Below are 18776 nucleotides of genomic sequence, written 5' to 3' on the forward strand. Positions count from 1 at the left end.
GAAAATGGCGACATTATAGATAATAATTATCATTTGCATATAGATCCGACTTAACGATTTTTTTACGTGGCGATCGCCGGTGGCGCATTGCGTTGGAAAGGCATTGCGGGTATAACCAATAGCCATTCAGATATTTAGACGTCTATACGGATAGATTATTATGCACGCATCGGCGCCCGCCGCAGGGCAGTTCAAACGCAGCATGAAGGCCCGGCACCTGGTGATGTTGTCGCTGGGCGGTGTGATCGGTACCGGGCTGTTTTTCAACACCGGTTATATCATCTCTACCACCGGGGCGCTCGGCACCCTGCTGGCCTACCTGATCGGCGCGCTGGTGGTGTACCTGGTGATGCTGTGCCTGGGTGAGCTGTCGGTGGCGATGCCGGAAACCGGCGCTTTTCACGTCTATGCCTCGCGCTATCTGGGGCCGGCCACCGGCTATGCCGTCGCCTGGCTGTACTGGCTCACCTGGACAGTGGCGCTCGGCTCCAGCCTGACCGCCGCCGGATTCTGCATGCAGTACTGGTTCCCGCAGTCGCCGGTGTGGCTGTGGTGCCTGATCTTCTGCGCGGCCATTTTTCTGCTTAACGTGGTGACCACCCGCTTTTTCGCCGAAAGCGAATTCTGGTTTTCGCTGATCAAAGTGGTGACCATTCTGGCGTTTATCATTCTGGGTGGCGCCGCCATGTTCGGTCTGCTGCCGATGAAAGACGGCACCCCGGCGCCGTTCCTGCACAATCTGACCGCTTCTGGCTGGCTGCCGCACGGCACGCTGCCGATCCTGATGACCATGGTGGCGGTGAACTTCGCCTTCTCCGGCACGGAACTGATCGGCATCGCCGCCGGTGAAACCGAGAACCCGGAAAAAGTCGTGCCGCTGGCGATCCGCACCACGGTGATCCGCCTGATGCTGTTCTTTATCGGCACCGTGTTCGTGCTGGCGGCGCTGATCCCAATGGATCAGGCGGGGATCGTCAAAAGCCCGTTCGTGCTGGTGTTTGAACGCATCGGCGTGCCTTACGCCGCCGATATCTTCAACTTCGTGATCCTGACCGCCATCCTGTCGGCGGCCAACTCCGGCCTGTACGCCTCCGGGCGCATGCTGTGGTCACTGGCCCACCAGCGCACCCTGCCGGCCTACTTCGCCCGCGTCAATGCACGCGGCATTCCGATCAATGCCCTGACCTTCAGCATGCTCGGCGGCGTCCTGGCGCTGCTGACCAGCGTGATCGCGCCGGATACGGTGTTTGTCGCCCTGTCGGCAATCTCCGGCTTTGCGGTGGTGGCGGTGTGGCTGAGCATCTGCGCCGCCCACTATGCTTTCCGCCGCGCCTACCTGCGCAGCGGCCAGCCGATAAGCGGCCTGAAATACCGCGCGCCCGGCTACCCATTGACGCCGATCCTCGGCTTTGCGCTGTGCCTGCTGGCCTGCATCGGACTGGCGTTCGATCCGGAGCAGCGCATTGCGCTCTACTGCGGGCTGCCGTTTGTCGCCCTGTGCTACCTCACCTATTTCCTGACCCGGCGCGCCGGGCAAAAAACCGCTTTGGGAGAACAACATGTCGGTTAACAACCCCGTCGCCCACCTGCTGGCCGAACAGCCCACGCTGATCCTGGACGGCGCGCTGGCCACCGAACTGGAAGCGCGCGGCTGCGATCTGACCGATCCGCTGTGGTCGGCCAAGGTGCTGATTGAAAATCCCGAGCTTATCTATCAGGTGCATCTCGATTATTTCAACGCCGGCGCCCAGTGCGCCATCACCGCCAGCTATCAGGCCACGCCGCAGGGCTTCTTGCGCCGCGGCCTGGATCAGGATCGGTCGCTGGCGCTGATCGCCAAAAGCGTGCAGCTGGCGCAACGCGCGCGCCGCGATTATCTGGCCGAACACCCGCAGGCCGCGCCGCTGCTGATCGCCGGTTCGGTAGGCCCATACGGTGCCTATCTGGCCGACGGATCGGAATACCGTGGCGACTATCGGCTGGCGCAGGATGACATGATCGCCTTCCACCACCCGCGCCTCACCGCGCTGGCCGCCGCCGGCGTCGATCTGCTGGCCTGCGAAACGCTACCGTCTTTCGCTGAACTGCAGGCGCTGCTGACGCTGCTACAGGAGTTCCCGACGCTCGGCGCCTGGTTCGCCTTCACCCTGCGCGACAGCCAACACCTCAGCGACGGCACGCCGCTGACGGAGGTCATGTCCGCGCTGCGCGGCAACCCGCAGGTGCTGGCCATCGGTATCAACTGCATCGCGCTGGACAAGGTCGCCCCAGCGTTGCGTCAGCTGAGCGCGCTGGCCGACAAACCGCTGCTGGTCTACCCGAACTCCGGGGAGCATTACGATGCAGTCAGCAAAACCTGGCACGCCTGCGGCAGCGAGCACGGCAGTCTGGTCGATCAGGCGGTAGAGTGGCGCGCGCTCGGCGCACAATTGATCGGCGGCTGTTGCCGCACTACCCCGCAGGATATCCGCGCCATCGCCGCGCGCTGCAAGAAATGAGAAAGGGGGTTATTCGGTTAACCGGCGCAGTTGCTCCGCGGCTTGTTCGACGTTGAGGCGGCCTTGAGCAGCCTCGACCGTGAGTTCAACCAGCTGCGCATCTTCACGCAGTGCAATGCCATTGATACCGAGAAATAACGCCATGCTTTGGAAGGCCGTGCGCTTATTGCCATCAAGAAAAATATGACCATGACTGATAGCAATGAGATAAAGTGCGGCCAAACGGTAAACGTCGGTGACGTTCTCATAGTGGTAAGCATTGAGCACGCGGTTGGCTACGGCCTCAACTTTACTGCCATCCTGGCGGCCGTGAGGCACAATTTCAGCATTGAATTCCGCAATATCCTCTGCGGTCAAAAAGATCATCTATTGGCCAGCGCCTTAATCGTATCCGCGTGTTTAGCCTGAATGCGCGCTTTCACCTTGGCTTTGACCAAAACCTCATAGTCGGCCTTACTGATGATGTAAACCTCATCGTGTCCGCGACGCGTCACTTCCACCGGCTGTTTTTGCGCTTCCAAAAGCACCTCGGCAAGGTTGTTTCTGGCCGCCGTGTAGCTAATCGTAGTCATTTTCTTTACCTGTACATGTACATGTTTGACGATTATTTGTACCACGTCCGCTGGAAATAAAAAAGCCCCCGGCGCCAAGGGCGCAGGGGGCCAGTCACTCAGCCCGGCCTTACAACGGTTCGGTCTGGGCTTCCACTACCGCCAGCGCCACCATGTTGACGATGCGGCGCACCGAGGCGATCGGCGTCAGGATGTGCACCGGCTTGGCGACCCCCATCAGCACCGGCCCGACGGTCACCCCTTCCGAGCAGGAGACGCGCAGCAGGTTGTAGCTGATGCGCGCGGCTTCCATGTTCGGCATGATCAGCAGGTTGGCCGAGCCTTTCAGCGGGCTGTCCGGCATCAGATCGTGACGAATGCTTTCCACCAACGCGGCGTCGCCGTGCATTTCGCCGTCGATCTCCAGCTCCGGCGCCAGCTCGTTCACCAGCTCCAGCGTTTTGCGCATCTTGCGCGCCGCCGGGCAGTCAGACGAGCCGAAGCTGGAATGAGACAGCAGCGCCACCTTCGGCTCAATGCCGAAGCGACGCACGGTTTCCGCCGCCATCAGGGTGATCTCCGCCAGCTGTTCCGGCGTCGGATCGTCGTTGACGTAGGTGTCGGCGATAAAGGTGTTGCCGCTCGGCAGCAGCAACGCGTTCATCGCACCGGCGACGTGCGCGCCTTCACGGAAACCGAATACGTTCTTCACCACGTCGTAATGCTCGTGGTAGCTGCCGATGGTGCCGCAGATCATCGCATCCGCTTCGCCGCGATGCAGCATGATGGCGGCGATCAGCGTCGGGTTGCCGATCACCGCGCGCCGCGCCTGCTCTTGCGAAACGCCGCAGCGTTTCATGATCTGGTAGTACTCGCCCCAGTATTCGTTGAAGCGCGGATCCGACTCGTTGTTCACCACTTCGAAATCTTTGCCCGGCGTCAGCTGCAGGCCCAGCTTTTTCAAGCGCATCTCGATCACGCTCGGACGGCCGACCAGGATCGGGAAGGCCAGCCCCTGCGACACCAGTTCCTGCGTGGCGTGCAGCACGCGCTCTTCCTCTCCTTCCGCCAGCACCACCCGCTTCACCTCTTTGCGTGCCTGAGAGAAGATCGGTTTCATGAACAGGTTGGTTTTGTAGACGAACTCCGCCAGCTTCTCCACATAGGCATCGAAGTCTTCGATCGGTCGCGTCGCCACGCCGGAATCCATCGCCGCCTTGGCCACCGCCGGCGCGATCTTGACGATCAGGCGCGGATCGAACGGTTTCGGAATGATGTATTCCGGCCCGAAGGAGAGATCCTGGTCGTCATACGCAGAAGCCACCACGTCGCTCTGCTCCGCCAGCGCCAGATCGGCGATGGCGTGCACGCAGGCCAGCTTCATTTCTTCGTTGATGGTGGTGGCGCCCACATCGAGCGCGCCGCGGAAGATGAACGGGAAGCACAATACGTTGTTCACCTGGTTCGGGTAGTCGGAACGGCCGGTGCAGATGATGGCATCCGGACGCACCGCTTTGGCCAGCGGCGGCAGAATTTCCGGTTCCGGGTTAGCCAGCGCCATGATCAGCGGATCGCGCGCCATGGTTTTCACCATATCCTGCGTCAGGACGCCCGGGCCGGAGCAACCGAGGAAGATGTCGGCGTTCGGGATGGCATCGCCCAACGTGCGCTGGCCGTTATCCTCGATGGCATAGGCGGCCTTGGTCTGCTCCATGTTGGCGTCGCGGCCTTTATAGATGACGCCCTTCGAGTCACAGACGGTGATGTTCTGTTGACGCAGCCCCAGCGCCACCAGCAGGTTCAGACAGGCGATAGACGCCGCGCCGGCACCGGACACCACCAAACGCACGTCGGAGATATTCTTCTTCACCACGCGCAGGCCGTTGAGCACCGCCGCAGTGGTGATGATCGCCGTGCCGTGCTGGTCGTCGTGGAACACCGGGATCTTCATGCGCTCACGCAGTTTCTGCTCGATGTAGAAACACTCCGGCGCCTTGATGTCTTCCAGGTTGATACCGCCGAAGGTCGGTTCCAACGCGGCGATAATGTCGATTAATTTGTCAGGGTTATGCTCATCCACTTCGATATCAAATACATCAATACCGGAAAACTTCTTGAACAAAACGCCCTTGCCTTCCATCACCGGCTTACCGGCCAACGCGCCGATATTGCCCAGCCCCAGTACCGCCGTGCCGTTGGAAATCACCGCCACCAGATTGCCGCGCGCGGTGTATTTGTACGCCGCCAGCGGATCTTCGGCGATCTCGAGGCAAGGCGCGGCGACGCCCGGCGAATAGGCCAGCGCCAGATCGCGCTGGGTCGCCAACGGTTTGGTGGGGGAAACCTGGATCTTCCCTGGGACAGGAAACTGATGGAAATCAAGGGCACTCTGTTTGAGCTGTTCGTCCATTATGGATTCCTTTGTTTTTTGCTTTTATGTTGAGGTAAGGCTTTGAGGCTGCGCCCTGCCGTGGGCCATGGCGCCCAGGTACAATGACAGGGCACAGCCTTGAAGTATAGTGAGAGAAACATCACAAACTTTGAAGCACGCCATAACCTTGGTCGAAATACCGTTTTAAAAGTAAAAAAAGAAGGCCTGCGGGACGAGTCAGAGAAGCGCCGCCGTCAGTGCGGCGGCAGCGTGGCGCGCCAGGCGTTAAGCGTCTCCACCTGGCCGGCGCAAATGTGTAACGAGGTTTGTAACGCCAGGGTATAGCTTACCGCATCGCCCCAGGTCTCCCCCTGCAGCTGCGGCTGTTCGCAGGGCGCGAACACCGACTCAGGGGGCAACAGCGGCACGGCCTGCGGCGCCGGCGGCTGGGCGCAGGAGCTCAAGCACAGCGCCAGGCAGAGGCCGAGCGGCGCAGGGATCGTTTTTAATCGCTTCACGGTATTTCCTCTGATAAGCGTCGTGTTGCTGGCGCAGCTGCTGTTCCTGCCGCTGCTGCGCCGCCATCAGCGCGCGGTTTTGCGCGTCCTGAGTCTGCAAGGTGGCGATAAGCCCCGCCTGCTGCGCCAGGCTTTTCTGCAATTCCGCCGCCTGTTGCCGCGCGGAGGCCAACTGGTGCGACAACAGCGAGCTATAGCCGCCGAGGCAAATGGCCGCCAGCAACAGCAACAACAACCCGCCCTGCGCCAGCTTCTGCAGCCAGCCGCTCATGCCGGGTAGTCCCGAAACGGCAGCTGGAAGTGCGGGCCATCCTTGAGGGTTTTCCATTCGCCGCCCCATTCGACGTTGATACAGCATTCACGCGCCGCGCGCCGTACCGCCACCGCAATCTGCGCATAGTAATCCCACTCCCAGGAGACCACGCCCGCCGGCATCGCCACCACGTCCACCGCATGGCCGGTCAGGTGGCGGCTGCGCAGCGTTTGGCTGCTGCCGGCACGCACCATTTCCCGCTGGCGTGCCATGCTGCGCAGCCCCTCGCTGACGGAAAACGGCACCAGTGAATAACGCAGCGCCAAACGAATAACGCGCACCAAATCCGGATGCACGCCACGCAGATTTTCTTCGCTGCGGGCGGTAAAGCGAATATCTTCGATGTCATTTAACATTTTTAAACCCCGTCTTTTTACCGATAAATTTTTTAATTAGGGCGTTGATGTAATCCGCCCCCATAAAACCAATCAGTACGCTGGCCAAATTCGCCCAATTTAATTCCAGGCCCATCAGCGCTAACGCATCGCGCACCGTCCAGGCCAACAGCGCACACATAGCCGCATTCAATAAGCGTCGCCGAATGCCCACGTTGCGATAGGCGCCATGTAATAACGCCATCACGCCAGCCAGAATGGCGTTCAATACCGGCTGAAGATATTCACATACTCGCTGGACTATTAAGCCAACAGCGTCAGGCTCTATGCTGGACATAGCTCATCTCCTTTTTATTTTTAATTAAATGCCAATCACGGCCGGTGGGACATCGGATAATCAGAATCTAGTTAAGGATGCTATTACAAAGCAAATGAATAAATACAGGCCCTATGGTCGAATTCATTCATGCTGAACGCTGGCACAACAGATTAGCGCCCGTGGATGCGACAGTTAATGAAATTTCATTATTATCGTGATTTATTTCGACTTTTGTTTTTACGAAAAATAAACATTAATGGCGGTGGGAAATACTTCCCCATCATAAAAACATCCACTCTGGAGAAATACCATGTCCACACGCAAAGCCGTTATTGGGTATTATTTTATTCCAACCAACCAAATCAATAATTACACCGAGTCCGATACCTCCATCGTGCCATTCCCGGTATCCAACATCACGCCGGCCAAAGCCAAACAGCTGACGCACATCAACTTCTCTTTCCTGGATATCAACAGCAACCTGGAATGCGCCTGGGATCCGGCCACCAACGACGCCAAAGCGCGCGATGTGGTCAAGCGCCTGACCGCGCTCAAAGCGCACAACCCCAACCTGCGCATCATGTTCTCCATCGGCGGCTGGTACTACTCCAACGATCTGGGCGTGTCGCACGCCAACTACGTCAACGCGGTGAAAACCCCGGCGTCGCGCACCAAGTTCGCCCAATCCTGCGTACGCATCATGAAGGATTACGGCTTCGACGGCGTGGACATCGACTGGGAGTATCCGCAAGCGGCAGAAGTGGACGGCTTCATCGCCGCGCTGCAAGAGATCCGCACCCTGCTGAATCAGCAAACCGTCGCTGACGGCCGCCAGGCGCTGCCGTATCAGTTGACCATCGCCGGCGCCGGCGGCGCCTTCTTCCTGTCGCGCTATTACAGCAAGCTGGCGCAGATCGTCGCGCCGCTCGATTACATCAACCTGATGACCTACGATCTGGCCGGCCCCTGGGAGAAGATCACCAACCACCAGGCGGCGCTGTTCGGCGACGCGGCCGGGCCGACCTTCTACAATGCGCTGCGCGAAGCCAATCTGGGCTGGAGCTGGGAAGAGCTGACCCGCGCCTTCCCCAGCCCGTTCAGCCTGACGGTCGATGCCGCGGTGCAGCAACACCTGATGATGGAAGGGGTGCCGAGCGCCAAAATCGTGATGGGCGTGCCGTTTTACGGCCGCGCCTTCAAGGGCGTCAGCGACGGCAACGGCGGGCAATACAGCAGCCACAGCACGCCGGGCGAAGATCCGTATCCGAGCACCGACTACTGGCTGGTGGGCTGCGAAGAGTGTGTGCGCGACAAGGATCCGCGTATCGCGTCCTATCGCCAGCTGGAGCAGATGCTGCAGGGCAACTACGGCTATCAGCGGTTGTGGAACGACAAGACCAAAACCCCTTACCTGTATCATGCGCAGAAAGGATTGTTCGTCACCTATGACGACGTCGAGAGCTTCAAATACAAAGCGAAGTACATCAAGCAGCAGCAGCTGGGCGGCGTGATGTTCTGGCATCTGGGGCAAGACAACCGCAACGGCGATCTGCTGGCCGCGCTGGATCGCTATTTCAACGCCGCGGACTACGACGACAGCCAGCTGGATATGGGCACCGGCCTGCGCTACACCGGCGTCGGCCCCGGCAACCTGCCTATCATGACGGCGCCGGCCTACGTGCCGGGCACCATTTACGCGCAGGGCGCGCTGGTGTCCTATCAGGGTTACGTCTGGCAGACCAAGTGGGGGTACATCACCTCTGCGCCGGGTTCAGACAGCGCCTGGCTGAAGGTGGGCCGCGTGGCGTAAACCATAAAAAAACCCCGTAGCCGAATGCTGCGGGGTTTTCATTGAGTTAACCGTTTGATTTTCGCGTCCCTTCGTCTCTATTCCTTCAGTTATGGCACCATGGATAACCGCCATCCCGCACCACTTCGCGGCCCATCAGGCTGTAGACATCGCTTTTGCGCGTCAGCCGCTCATGCCACCAGTTAAACCCGGCGCCCTTGCTGGCCGGATGCCACGCCAGCCAAATCATTTCGTCGCCCTTTTGCATCTCCACCGGCACCGTCACCAGTTCACCGCTGGCCAATTCCTTTTCGATCAGCGCAGGCGGCAAAAAAGCGTGGCCGATGCCGCGCTTGAGCAGCGCCAGGTTGCTTTCCACATCGCATACCACCAGTTGACGCTGCAGAGGCAGCGTGCCGTGATTGCGTTTGGGCAGCTCATGGCTGCTGTCGGCGATCACTACCACGATGTCGTTCAGCCGCTGCTTCTTGCATACCGGCTTTCTCTGCGCCGCGAACGGGTGGGAAGGCGATACGCACATCACGAAATTGAGCTTGCCGAGCATCAGGGTTTTGGCCTGCACGCTGTCGGGGATTTGGCCGATGGCGATGATCAGATCCGCCCGGTTGTTCTTCAGCGCATCCCAGGTGCCGTTCAACGCTTCCCGCTGCACCGAGATATTGGCGTTCGGGCAATGTTGAATATAGTCGCGGATATCCTGCGTCAGCGTTTCCAGCGGGAAGAAGGTGTCTACCGCCAGGCGGATATTATTGTCCAGCTTGGGGATGTTGCGCACCCGGCTTTCCAGATCCTGCACCGCATTTAAAATCCAACTGCCTTCCTGCAGGAGAAACTCCCCTTCATCCGTCAGGGTAATCATAGGGCCATTGCGATGAAAAAGTTTCACACAGAGTTTGCTTTCAATATTGGAAACCCGATAAGAGATCGCCGAAGGCGTTTTATGCAACGCCTCCGCCGCCATAGAGAAAGAGCCGGTGCTCTTGATGGTGCTGATTATTTTAATCGCGTCCAGGGATAATCTAGTCATACAAATTCCTCTTTAAAATAAAATAAGAAAAATGACACTAAATTCCCGAGGTGGTGGCGCACAAAAATCGATCAAGTCGAACAAGGGTACTCAAGGCAACAAGCAATATACTTCATAAATGAGAGCGCTATCTTAAATACTATTCATCACTACATGATATAAATTTCATCATAGCGCCGTGTTTTTACACTGTGACAGTTAAATAAATTCAGCCTAACGATCAAAGATCGTCATCATAATAATTTTCGTTAATAGCCGTTAAAACATTCCGCTCTATCGCACAACCAGAATGATAAAAATAAAACAAGCCGACAAGAAGGGTTATTTCCAATTGCGTTATTAGTCTCTCATTTTGTCGGTGAAATACGCTCAACTTACAACATAATTTCAGTCAGGAGTGACTTATGAACAAAACTTCCCGTACCCTGCTCTCTCTGGGCCTGCTGAGCGCGGCCATGTTCGGCGTTTCGCAACAGGCGAATGCCCACGGTTATGTCGAGTCGCCGGCCAGCCGCGCCTATCAGTGCAAACTGCAGCTCAACACGCAGTGCGGCAGCGTGCAATATGAACCGCAGAGCGTCGAAGGCCTGAAAGGCTTCCCGCAGGCCGGCCCGGTTGACGGCCACATCGCCAGCGCCAACAAGTCCACTTTCTTCGAGCTGGATCAGCAAACGCCGACGCGCTGGAACAAGCTCAACCTGAAAACCGGCCCGAACTCCTTTACCTGGAAGCTGACCGCGCGTCACAGCACCACCAGCTGGCGCTATTTCATCACCAAACCGAACTGGGACGCTTCTCAGCCACTGACCCGCGCTTCCTTTGACCTGACGCCGTTCTGCCAGTTCAACGATGGCGGCGCCATCCCGGCCGCTCAGGTCACCCACCAGTGCAACATACCGGCAGATCGCAGCGGTTCGCACGTGATCCTTGCCGTGTGGGACATAGCCGACACCGCCAACGCCTTCTATCAGGCGATCGACGTCAACCTGAGCAACTAATCCGTCAAAAGGGGGACATCTCTGGAGGGTTCAGCCTGGCGCTGAACCCTTTTTTTTGCAGGTGCCGCTATTGCGACATGTTGAGGATAGTGCGCACATTGAGCGCGCTGGTGGCGATAATATCGATGGCGCCGGTGCGCAATGCCCCCAGAATCGCCAGCGCCTTGGTATTCTCGGAAGCAATGGCGATCACACAAGGAATTTTGCGCAGTTCATCAATGCTCAGCCCGATCACTCGGTCATTCATCACCGTGTCGACGTGCTGCCCCTGAGCGTTGAAAAAGTCATAGCCGGCGATATCGCCGATCACGCCCTGATTAAGGCTGGCGTCGATAATCTCATGCGGCGTGAACCAGCCCAACTTCACCATGTAGCTGTTTTCATTCATATCGCCAATGCCAACCAGCGCCACATCGGCTTTACGGGCGCGATCCAGCGTTTCCTTAATCGTGCCGTTCTGCATGAAAGCCTCTTTCAACGCGCGATTTTCGACGTAGGCCGGAGCATAGAGCGTCTCGCTGCTGCCGCCGAACTTCTTCGCCAAACGCCGGCTGATGTGGTCGGCGTTGATCGCATCGCCCGGACGGTGCGTGCCGCCGATGCCGCAGATAAACTTGCAGTTGCGTTCCGTCACGCTGCCGACGTGATCGGCGATCGCCGCCACGTTGCGTCCCTGCCCGACCGCCAACACCATTTCGTCTTTCAACGACATTGCCAGATAGTTGGACACCAGCGCCGCCACCTGTCGCCGCTGCTCCTCTTCGTCCTGATGGTCGAGCGCAATCAGCGCGCGGCTGATGGGAAAACGCTCCAGCATTTGTTGCTCCAGCCGGGTACTGAATACCGGGTGATAACGCACGTTGATCTCGACGATGCCCTCTTCCTTGGCGCGTTTGAGCAAGCGACCGACTTTGATCCGCGAGATGCCGAACTTCTTGGCGATCTCTTCCTGCGTGATCTCATCCTGATAATAAGCCACGGCGATTTCAGTCAGCAGTTCGTTATCCTGGGACACAGTTTGTTTTTCCATCCGTTAGACGTTTCCCCACGGCAGGCCGGTTGATGATGGCGGAGGGACGATACGCCGCCCTCCGACAAGGCTGAATGCCCGCTAGTATAACGCGTTCAAGCGGCAACGGTATTCAGTCGTTGCTCCACCTCGTCCGCCAATCGGGTCAAGAGCAGACAACAAGAGACCGCACCGGCGTCCAGTACGCCGCGCGAACGCTCGCCCAGACGACTGGCGCGGCCGATTTTCGCCACCAGCTCGCGGGTGGAGTCCCGCCCGCGCTCTGCGGCGATTTTCATTTGTTCCAGCGCTGCGGCAAAGTCGTCACCGCGCCCCGCCGCTTGTTCAAATGCCGTTACCGCCGGTATCAGCGTATCCATCAGACACTTGTCGCCCACGCCCGCGCTGCTGATGTCCTGCAGTTCGCTCAATCCGCCGTGCAACATCGCCAGAAACGCCTGCTTATCCAGCACGCTGCGCTCACGAACGCTCTCCGCCATGCCCATGAACAGGCTACCGTACAACGGTCCCATCGAACCGCCGATGCCCTCCATCAGCGCATCCGAAACCGCATCGAACGCCTGCGCCAGCGTGAGCTCGCGGCCGCGAATGGCGTCGCCGCACATCGCGAATCCCTTCGACATATTAATGCCGTGATCACCGTCGCCGATGGCGCCGTCGATTTCGCTCAGGTATTCGCGGTTGCTGACAATGGTTTCTATCAGCCCCGCAACGATCTCACTGCCGTACCGGGTTGAAATTTGTTCCGTCATGATTCACTCCACCTGCGTTAAACCTAAGGATTGCGCCGGCATGTCCAGCAGCGTTTTCAGTTCGTCATCCAGCGTCATCAGCGTCAGCGTCACGCCCATCATTTCCAGCGACGTGAAGTAATTGCCGACGTAGCGCCGATGCACCCGCACGCCTTTCGCCGTCAACCGGCGCTCGATTTCGGCGTAATAGATATACAGCTCCATCACCGGCGTGGCGCCGAGCCCGGAGATCAGCAACGCCACCTCCTGGCCCTGTTCCAGCGGCATGTCGTTGAGCACGAAGTCGAGCATGGTGCCGGCCATCGCCGACGCCGACTGGATCGGCGATACCTCAATACCCGGTTCGCCGTGATGGCCGATGCCGATCTCCATCTTGCCGTCTTCGATATGAAAATTGGGTTTGCCGACCGCGGGAATGGTGCAGGAACTGAGGCCGACGCCGATCGAACGACACCGGTCGATGGCTTTTTGCGCCGCGCCAATCACGCCGTCCAGATCGTAGCCCTTGGCCGCCGCCGCCGCGCCGACCTTCCACATCAGAATTTCTCCGGCCACGCCGCGTCGCTTCTCGATTTCACTGGCCGGCGCCGAGGCGACATCATCATTGGCCACCACGGTTTTCACCCGTATGCCGGCCGCCGTGGCCTTCTTGATCGCCATCTTGACGTTCATGTTGTCGCCGGCGTAGTTGCCGTACAAACAAGCCACGCCGGCACCGCTGTCCGCCGCCTTGAAGGCGTCGAGAAACGCCCCTGCCGTAGGAGAAGAAAAAATTTCGCCAATCGCAACGGCGTCCAGCATGTTCTTGCCGACATAACCCAGGAACGCCGGCTCATGACCGGAACCGCCGCCGGTGACAATGCCCACTTTACCGGCGATCGGCGCCGCCGGGTATTTCAACACCCGCGCATTGTCGGTGGCGGCGTAATAGTTCGGATGGGCCAGCTGATAGCCCTGAATGGCGTCTTCCACTACGTGATCGGGATCGTTAATGATTCTGTTCATCGCGGCCTCTCTGTCGCCTGAATAAGGAATTATTGAATGGTGTATCCGCCGTCGACCACCAGGTTGGCGCCGGTGATCATCGCTGCCGCGTCACCGGCCAAAAACAGAGCGCTGGCGGCGATATCTTGCGGCTCGGCGAAGCGCCGCAGCGGAATTTTCTGCTTCATCTGCTCCGCTACCTCGCCAGACCAGGCTTTGCGCCCCAGCTCCGTCAAAACCACGGTGGGTGAAATGGCGTTGACCCGCACGTTGTACGGCCCCCACTCCAACGCCAGCACCTGGGTCAAGCCGATAACGCCCGCTTTGCTGGCGCAATAGGCCAGGTGATTAGGCAAAGCCACTACGCCGGCCTGCGAGGCGAGATTGATGATGCTGCCGCCGCGCTGGCGAATGAAACGGCGCCCCACCGCCTGGCAGGTGAGAAACACGCCTTTCAGATTGACCGCCAGGGTTGCATCCCACGCCGTTTCCGGCAGCTCCTCGGCCGGATGCAGCGCGACGATACCGGCGCTGTTGACCAGCACGTCCAGCCGCCCGAAATGCGCTTCGGCCTGCGCCACCGCCCGGTCCACCGAGGCCGAATCGGTCACGTCAGCCACAACGCCCAACGCCGCCTCGGCGTGCAGTTGCCGCGCCACTTCCACCACCTGCGGTGCACGGTCAAGCAGCACCACGCGTGCGCCGTTTTGCAGATAGCGTTCGGCGATCGCGAGACCGATACCCGCAGCGCCGCCGGTAATCAACGCCACCTTGCCCTGCAGCGAGAGTTCGCGTGGCGGCATAGTTTGATGATTAATCATAAATTTCCCCTTAAAACTGTGAACTTCACCATCGGTCAGGATATTTTCGCCAAACTCGCGCCGCGTTCTTCCGCCACCGTCGCGTTTTCCTTCGGCAGCGTGACGAATTTCATCAGCACGCCGCTGAACAGGTACAAGCCGGTAAAGATCCAGATCACGCCAACGGTGCCCAGGCTGCCGATAAACAGCCCCACCACCGCCGGGCCGACAAAGGTGCTCAAGCCGGCGCCCAGATTGAGAATCGACATCGCCGCGCCCTTATTGTCCGGCGCCAGCGACGGCATGATGGCCGACAATGGCACGAACGCCGCCAGGCAGGCGCCGAACAAACCGGCGGCGCAAACGGTCAGCAGGTAGTTGGCGCCGAAGAATTGCGGCACGTAGTAGAACATCAGCGTGGTCAGGGCGCAGCCGACGCAGCCGAACCACATCACCACATTGCGCCAGCCGAGACCGTCGCTGATCACGCCGAAAATCAGGTTGAAAATGATGTTGACCGTCCACAGCGCGGCGTACATCTGCAGCCAATGCGTACGGGTGAAGCCCATATCCATCATGTACATCGGCATGAATACGACGAAGCCGTAAGCCGCAGAGGTATTAATGGTGCGCACGATGCCGCCCAGGCCGATCTTCGGGTTTTCGAACGCGATGGTGATGCCTTTCAGAACGTAAGCCAGCGAGGCTTTTTCCCGATTGCCGCGCTCCGCGGTGCCTTCGCTGCGATTGAGCATCAGCGCAATCACCGCGCCCAGCACGACGAAGATAAGCGCGCTCCACAGCGTGTGGATTTCGCCGAGATAAGGCAGCATGATGCTGGAATACAGCACCCCCAACACGCTGAGCCCGCCGCTGTAGACGAACCAGAAAATCCCCACCGCCGACCCCAGCCTTTCCGGCGGCGCCTCATACGCCACCCACACCAGAAAACCGTAAGCGAACAGCGGATAACCCAAACCTCGCAGCGCATAGGTCGGCACCATGATCGACAGGTTGTTGCTCGGCAACCCGAACGTCAGAAAACACACCGAACCGAACAAAAACAGCAGCAAACCCGCCAGCATGACTCGCCGGGCGGTGAAGATCTCCGCCAATACCCCGGAAAACCAGGCGGCGATTGCGGCGGCGAAGCCATAAACGCTGAACAACAACGCCGATTCTTGAATGCTAAGCCCCTTGCCGATCAAATAAGGCGACAGCCATCCTTGCTCCAGCCCTTCGCCCATCATGAACACCAGCACGCCGGCATAGCCCAGCAGCAATTTCGGTGACAGACCAATGCGATGAATCAGTCCATGCAACATAGAACACCCCAGCACATGTGATTATGGAGGCGCGGGCTCGCCCGCACCCGAGGAACGACGCAGGCTTCAGAGGTTTGGATTGAGCACCACTTTGATTGAACCCACGCCGCGCTTCATCAGTTCGAAGCCCTCGGCGAACTGTTCCAGCGGCAACGTATGCGTCACCACGCCTTCGGTCGGCAGATCGCCATTGGCGATGCCTTCGATCACCAGCGGGTAGCAGTAAGGGCCGAGGTGCGAACCGAGCACGTCCAGCTCCTTGCGGTCGCTGATGATGCTCCAGTCGACGGTCACCGGATCTTTGAAAACGGAAAATTCGACGAAGGTGCCGAGCTTGCGAATCAGCGTCAGGCCTTGTTCCACGGACTTTTGCGCGCCGGTCGCCTCGATATAGATGTCGCAACCGTAGCCGTCGGTCATCGCTTTAATGACCGCAGGCACGTCGTCACGGGTCGGATTCAGCGTCACATCCGCGCCGAAGCGCTTCGCCAGGGCCAGACGATCGTCGGACAGATCCAGCACCACCAGCTTCGAGGGCCCGGACTTTTTGATGGCCCCGATCATGCCCAACCCCAGGGTGCCGGCCCCGGCCAACACCACGACGTCCCCCAGCTTGATATTGGCGCGCTGCACCGCATGGAAGGAGCAAGCATAGGGTTCGATCAGAATGGCTTTTTCGATCGGCAGATCGGCCGGCACATGATAGTTGATCGCCTCTTTGGTGAACTTCATGTACTCAGCCATGCCGCCGTTGACATTTTTCTGGAAACCGTACAGGTCATGCTTTTCGCACATCCAATACTGGCCGCGGTTGCAGAAGCGGCATTGCCAGCAGGGGACAATTTGTTCTGATATCACCCGATCGCCGATCTTGAACCCCTCAACGCCATCGCCATATCCCACCACGTGGCCGATAAATTCATGACCGGGGATCATCGGCGCCTTAATATACGCCGGCTGTTTTTCATCGCCCCAGAAGCTGGGCGCCCCCTCGAACGCTTTAACATCGCCGGCGCAGATGCCGCAGGCCTCGATCTTCACCAGGATCTCTTTCGGGCCAACCTTCGGTACCGGCACCTGTTCCAGGCGGTAATCTTTAGGAGCGTACGCCACTACCGCCTTCATGATCTCGGGGATACCGTCCGCCATTTTCGCCTCTGTTATGCAGGTCTGACACATAGCACTCTCCTCTGGTAGGGTGATTTCTCTTGATCATTAACACAAACAAAGAACAAATGAACACTAACGCCAAGCGTTCAATTTGCCCACAGCGAACTTGTTAAAGTGTGATATCGCTCAAAAACCCACCTACCCAAGGATGAGTAACGCTTTAAAACCCTTAATCAGTGACACAAATCACCTTTTTAGTGGTACAAAGAAGAGCAATACGAAAAAACAAAAGATCATCAATTGAACATTTGATAAAACAGAGATACGGTAATGAACGTGGCGCCACCGAGGATCGCCGCCCTTTTCGTTATCAACCAGGAGACCGCTATGCTGCCTATCGCCATCGGCGCCGATGATGCCGCCATTGAACTCAAGGATCTGATCGTCGCCCACCTGCAACAACGGGATATCCCCGTCATTGACTACACGACGGATCGCGCCGCAGAAGCCGGGATCTATCCCGATATCGCCTATCGCGTCGCGCAGGCGATACGGGAGGAAAAACATCGGCGGGGGATCCTGCTGTGCGGCACCGGCATCGGCATGAGTATCGTGGCCAATAAAGTGCCCGGCATTCGCGCGGCGCAATGTCACGATACTTACTCCGCCCAACGGGCGCGCAAAAGCAATGATGCGCAAATCATCACGCTGGGCGCGCGGGTCATCGGCGCAGAGCTGGCGAAAACCATCGTCGATGCCTGGCTGGAATCGGAATTTGAAGGGGGCGGTTCAGCGCCGAAGGTCGAACGAATCGGCTACTACGAAAACGTGGTCGGGCGGCGTTAAACCGCTTTCAGCCTCGATGGCGGTCGCGCGCAAGCCGCGCTCCGCCTGGGTTTACTCGGCATCCATTGTTATTATCCATCGCAACAATCAGAAAAAGCGCATTTTCATTCCCGACCCGATGATGCAGTGTGTTCCCCCTATGATGAAAAAGGTTCTCATTTCCCTACGTTGAGCTTGGTCAAGGAGCTTATCAATGAATCAATTAGACGCACTCAAGCAGCTGACCACGGTGGTCGCCGACAGCGGTGATATCGAATCCATCCGCCAGTTCGAACCCCAGGACGCCACCACCAACCCTTCGCTGATCCTGAAAGCCGCCGCGCTGCCGCAGTACAAAGCGCTGATCACCGAAGCGCTGGAATATGCCCGCCGCCAGGGTGGCAGCAAGGAAACCCAGCTGATCAACGCCAGCGATAAGCTGGCGGTCAACATCGGCGTCGAGATCCTCAAAAGCGTGCCGGGCCGCATCTCTACCGAAGTGGACGCCCGTCTGTCGTTCGATCGCGGCATGTGTGTCGCCAAAGCGCGTAAGCTGATCGCCATGTATCAAGAGCAAGGCATCGACAAGTCGCGCATTCTGATCAAGCTGGCCTCCACCTGGGAAGGCATCAAAGCCGCCGAAGAGCTGGAAAAAGAAGGCATCAACACCAACCTGACGCTGCTGTTCTCTTTCGCTCAGGCCCGCGCCTGCGCCGAAGCCGGCGTGTATCTGATCTCGCCGTTCGTCGGCCGCATCTATGACTGGTATCAGGCTAAACAGCCTGCCGCCGACTACGATGCCGATCAGGATCCGGGCGTGAAGTCGGTGCGTACCATCTATGAATACTACAAGCGTCATCGTTACCAGACAGTGATCATGGGCGCCAGCTTCCGCAAGGTTGAGCAAATTCTGGCGCTGGCCGGCTGCGATCGTCTGACCATCGCGCCGAACCTGCTGGAACAGCTGAAAAACAGCGACCGGCCGGTTGAGCGCAAGCTGACCCCGTCTACCGAAGGCTTCCACCAACCGGCTCCGCTGGCCGAAGCGGAGTTCCGCTGGCTGCACAACCAGGACGCCATGGCGGTGGAGAAACTCGCCGAAGGCATTCGCCTGTTCGCCGTCGACCAGCAGAAGCTGGAAGACATGTTGGCCGCTCAACTGTAACCGTACTGGAGTTTCGTTATGTCTTCTCGTAAAGAGCTTGCCAAC

Annotated in this window: 20 protein-coding genes; 6 read left to right on the forward strand and 14 right to left on the reverse strand. The window is 58.6% G+C overall.

Annotation, left to right across the window (positions count from 1 at the left end):
- The first annotated feature begins 160 nt into the window (after positions 1-160).
- A complete protein-coding gene (mmuP, locus tag GKN89_RS07300) occupies positions 161-1570 on the forward strand; it encodes an S-methylmethionine permease (RefSeq protein WP_015378686.1) in 1410 nt (469 codons plus the stop codon).
- Complete coding sequence (mmuM, locus tag GKN89_RS07305; protein WP_154746600.1) at positions 1560-2498, forward strand: homocysteine S-methyltransferase; 939 nt, start codon at positions 1560-1562, stop codon at positions 2496-2498. Before mmuP ends, mmuM begins: the two co-directional genes overlap by 11 nt.
- A 9-nt stretch (positions 2499-2507) precedes the next feature.
- On the opposite strand, the gene GKN89_RS07310 is transcribed toward mmuM, so the two are convergent.
- From GKN89_RS07310 to GKN89_RS07340, 7 genes are all read right to left on the reverse strand, one after another.
- The gene (locus tag GKN89_RS07310) at positions 2508-2864 is read right to left on the reverse strand and encodes a type II toxin-antitoxin system death-on-curing family toxin (RefSeq protein ID WP_019453865.1); all 357 of its coding nucleotides are present in this window, start codon (positions 2862-2864) and stop codon (positions 2508-2510) included.
- Positions 2861-3070 carry a type II toxin-antitoxin system Phd/YefM family antitoxin gene (locus GKN89_RS07315; RefSeq protein WP_004936539.1) on the reverse strand — a complete coding sequence of 70 codons (210 nt, stop codon included), beginning with the start codon at positions 3068-3070 and terminating at the stop codon, positions 2861-2863. The genes GKN89_RS07310 and GKN89_RS07315 overlap by 4 nt, the downstream gene beginning before the upstream one ends.
- Before the next feature lie 109 nt (positions 3071-3179).
- Complete coding sequence (maeB, locus tag GKN89_RS07320) at positions 3180-5459, reverse strand: NADP-dependent oxaloacetate-decarboxylating malate dehydrogenase (RefSeq protein WP_154746601.1); 2280 nt, start codon at positions 5457-5459, stop codon at positions 3180-3182.
- A gap of 215 nt (positions 5460-5674) precedes the next feature.
- Positions 5675-5848, reverse strand: a complete 174-nt coding sequence (locus GKN89_RS07325; RefSeq protein ID WP_019453866.1) for a hypothetical protein — start codon at positions 5846-5848, stop codon at positions 5675-5677.
- Positions 5829-6209 carry a DUF2570 family protein gene (locus GKN89_RS07330; RefSeq protein ID WP_063919837.1) on the reverse strand — a complete coding sequence of 127 codons (381 nt, stop codon included), beginning with the start codon at positions 6207-6209 and terminating at the stop codon, positions 5829-5831. Before GKN89_RS07330 ends, GKN89_RS07325 begins: the two co-directional genes overlap by 20 nt.
- Positions 6206-6607 (reverse strand): M15 family metallopeptidase, encoded by a 402-nt coding sequence (locus tag GKN89_RS07335; protein ID WP_063919838.1) that lies wholly within the window; start codon positions 6605-6607, stop codon positions 6206-6208. Before GKN89_RS07335 ends, GKN89_RS07330 begins: the two co-directional genes overlap by 4 nt.
- A complete protein-coding gene (locus tag GKN89_RS07340) occupies positions 6597-6923 on the reverse strand; it encodes a phage holin, lambda family (protein ID WP_033643982.1) in 327 nt (108 codons plus the stop codon). The genes GKN89_RS07335 and GKN89_RS07340 overlap by 11 nt, the downstream gene beginning before the upstream one ends.
- A 292-nt stretch (positions 6924-7215) precedes the next feature.
- Between GKN89_RS07340 and GKN89_RS07345 the strand changes: the two genes are divergently transcribed.
- Complete coding sequence (locus GKN89_RS07345) at positions 7216-8715, forward strand: glycosyl hydrolase family 18 protein (protein WP_154746603.1); 1500 nt, start codon at positions 7216-7218, stop codon at positions 8713-8715.
- Positions 8716-8800: 85 nt separating this feature from the next.
- Here the strand turns inward: GKN89_RS07345 and GKN89_RS07350 are convergent, their stop codons facing one another.
- The gene (locus GKN89_RS07350; protein WP_019453871.1) at positions 8801-9742 is read right to left on the reverse strand and encodes a LysR family transcriptional regulator; all 942 of its coding nucleotides are present in this window, start codon (positions 9740-9742) and stop codon (positions 8801-8803) included.
- 404 nt (positions 9743-10146) lie between these two features.
- Between GKN89_RS07350 and GKN89_RS07355 the strand changes: the two genes are divergently transcribed.
- A complete protein-coding gene (locus tag GKN89_RS07355) occupies positions 10147-10740 on the forward strand; it encodes a lytic polysaccharide monooxygenase (RefSeq protein ID WP_019453872.1) in 594 nt (197 codons plus the stop codon).
- 67 nt (positions 10741-10807) lie between these two features.
- On the opposite strand, the gene GKN89_RS07360 is transcribed toward GKN89_RS07355, so the two are convergent.
- The 6 genes from GKN89_RS07360 to GKN89_RS07385 all read right to left on the reverse strand — a co-directional run bounded on the left by GKN89_RS07360 (position 10808) and on the right by GKN89_RS07385 (position 16810).
- Entirely contained in the window at positions 10808-11770 is a 963-nt protein-coding gene (locus tag GKN89_RS07360; protein ID WP_063919842.1) for a sugar-binding transcriptional regulator, read from the reverse strand.
- Positions 11771-11865: 95 nt separating this feature from the next.
- Positions 11866-12522 carry a dihydroxyacetone kinase subunit DhaL gene (gene dhaL, locus GKN89_RS07365; RefSeq protein ID WP_063919843.1) on the reverse strand — a complete coding sequence of 219 codons (657 nt, stop codon included), beginning with the start codon at positions 12520-12522 and terminating at the stop codon, positions 11866-11868.
- Positions 12523-12525: 3 nt separating this feature from the next.
- A complete protein-coding gene (locus GKN89_RS07370) occupies positions 12526-13527 on the reverse strand; it encodes a dihydroxyacetone kinase subunit DhaK (RefSeq protein WP_063919844.1) in 1002 nt (333 codons plus the stop codon).
- Positions 13528-13556: 29 nt separating this feature from the next.
- Positions 13557-14327: an SDR family oxidoreductase gene (locus GKN89_RS07375; protein ID WP_154746604.1), complete on the reverse strand. Its 771-nt coding sequence runs from the start codon at positions 14325-14327 to the stop codon at positions 13557-13559.
- A gap of 35 nt (positions 14328-14362) precedes the next feature.
- Entirely contained in the window at positions 14363-15631 is a 1269-nt protein-coding gene (locus GKN89_RS07380; protein WP_154746605.1) for an MFS transporter, read from the reverse strand.
- Positions 15632-15697: 66 nt separating this feature from the next.
- Positions 15698-16810, reverse strand: a complete 1113-nt coding sequence (locus GKN89_RS07385; protein ID WP_063919847.1) for an alcohol dehydrogenase catalytic domain-containing protein — start codon at positions 16808-16810, stop codon at positions 15698-15700.
- A gap of 318 nt (positions 16811-17128) precedes the next feature.
- On the opposite strand from GKN89_RS07385, the gene rpiB reads away from it, so the two are divergent.
- Together rpiB and tal are read left to right on the forward strand one after the other, a co-directional pair.
- Positions 17129-17587 (forward strand): ribose 5-phosphate isomerase B, encoded by a 459-nt coding sequence (gene rpiB, locus GKN89_RS07390; RefSeq protein ID WP_063919848.1) that lies wholly within the window; start codon positions 17129-17131, stop codon positions 17585-17587.
- A 193-nt stretch (positions 17588-17780) separates the two neighbouring features.
- Entirely contained in the window at positions 17781-18731 is a 951-nt protein-coding gene (gene tal / locus GKN89_RS07395; protein WP_019453873.1) for a transaldolase, read from the forward strand.
- Positions 18732-18776 lie beyond the last annotated feature (45 nt).

The organism is Serratia sp. YC16 (assembly GCF_009707615.1).
Classification (GTDB): Bacteria; Pseudomonadota; Gammaproteobacteria; order Enterobacterales; family Enterobacteriaceae; genus Serratia; species Serratia surfactantfaciens.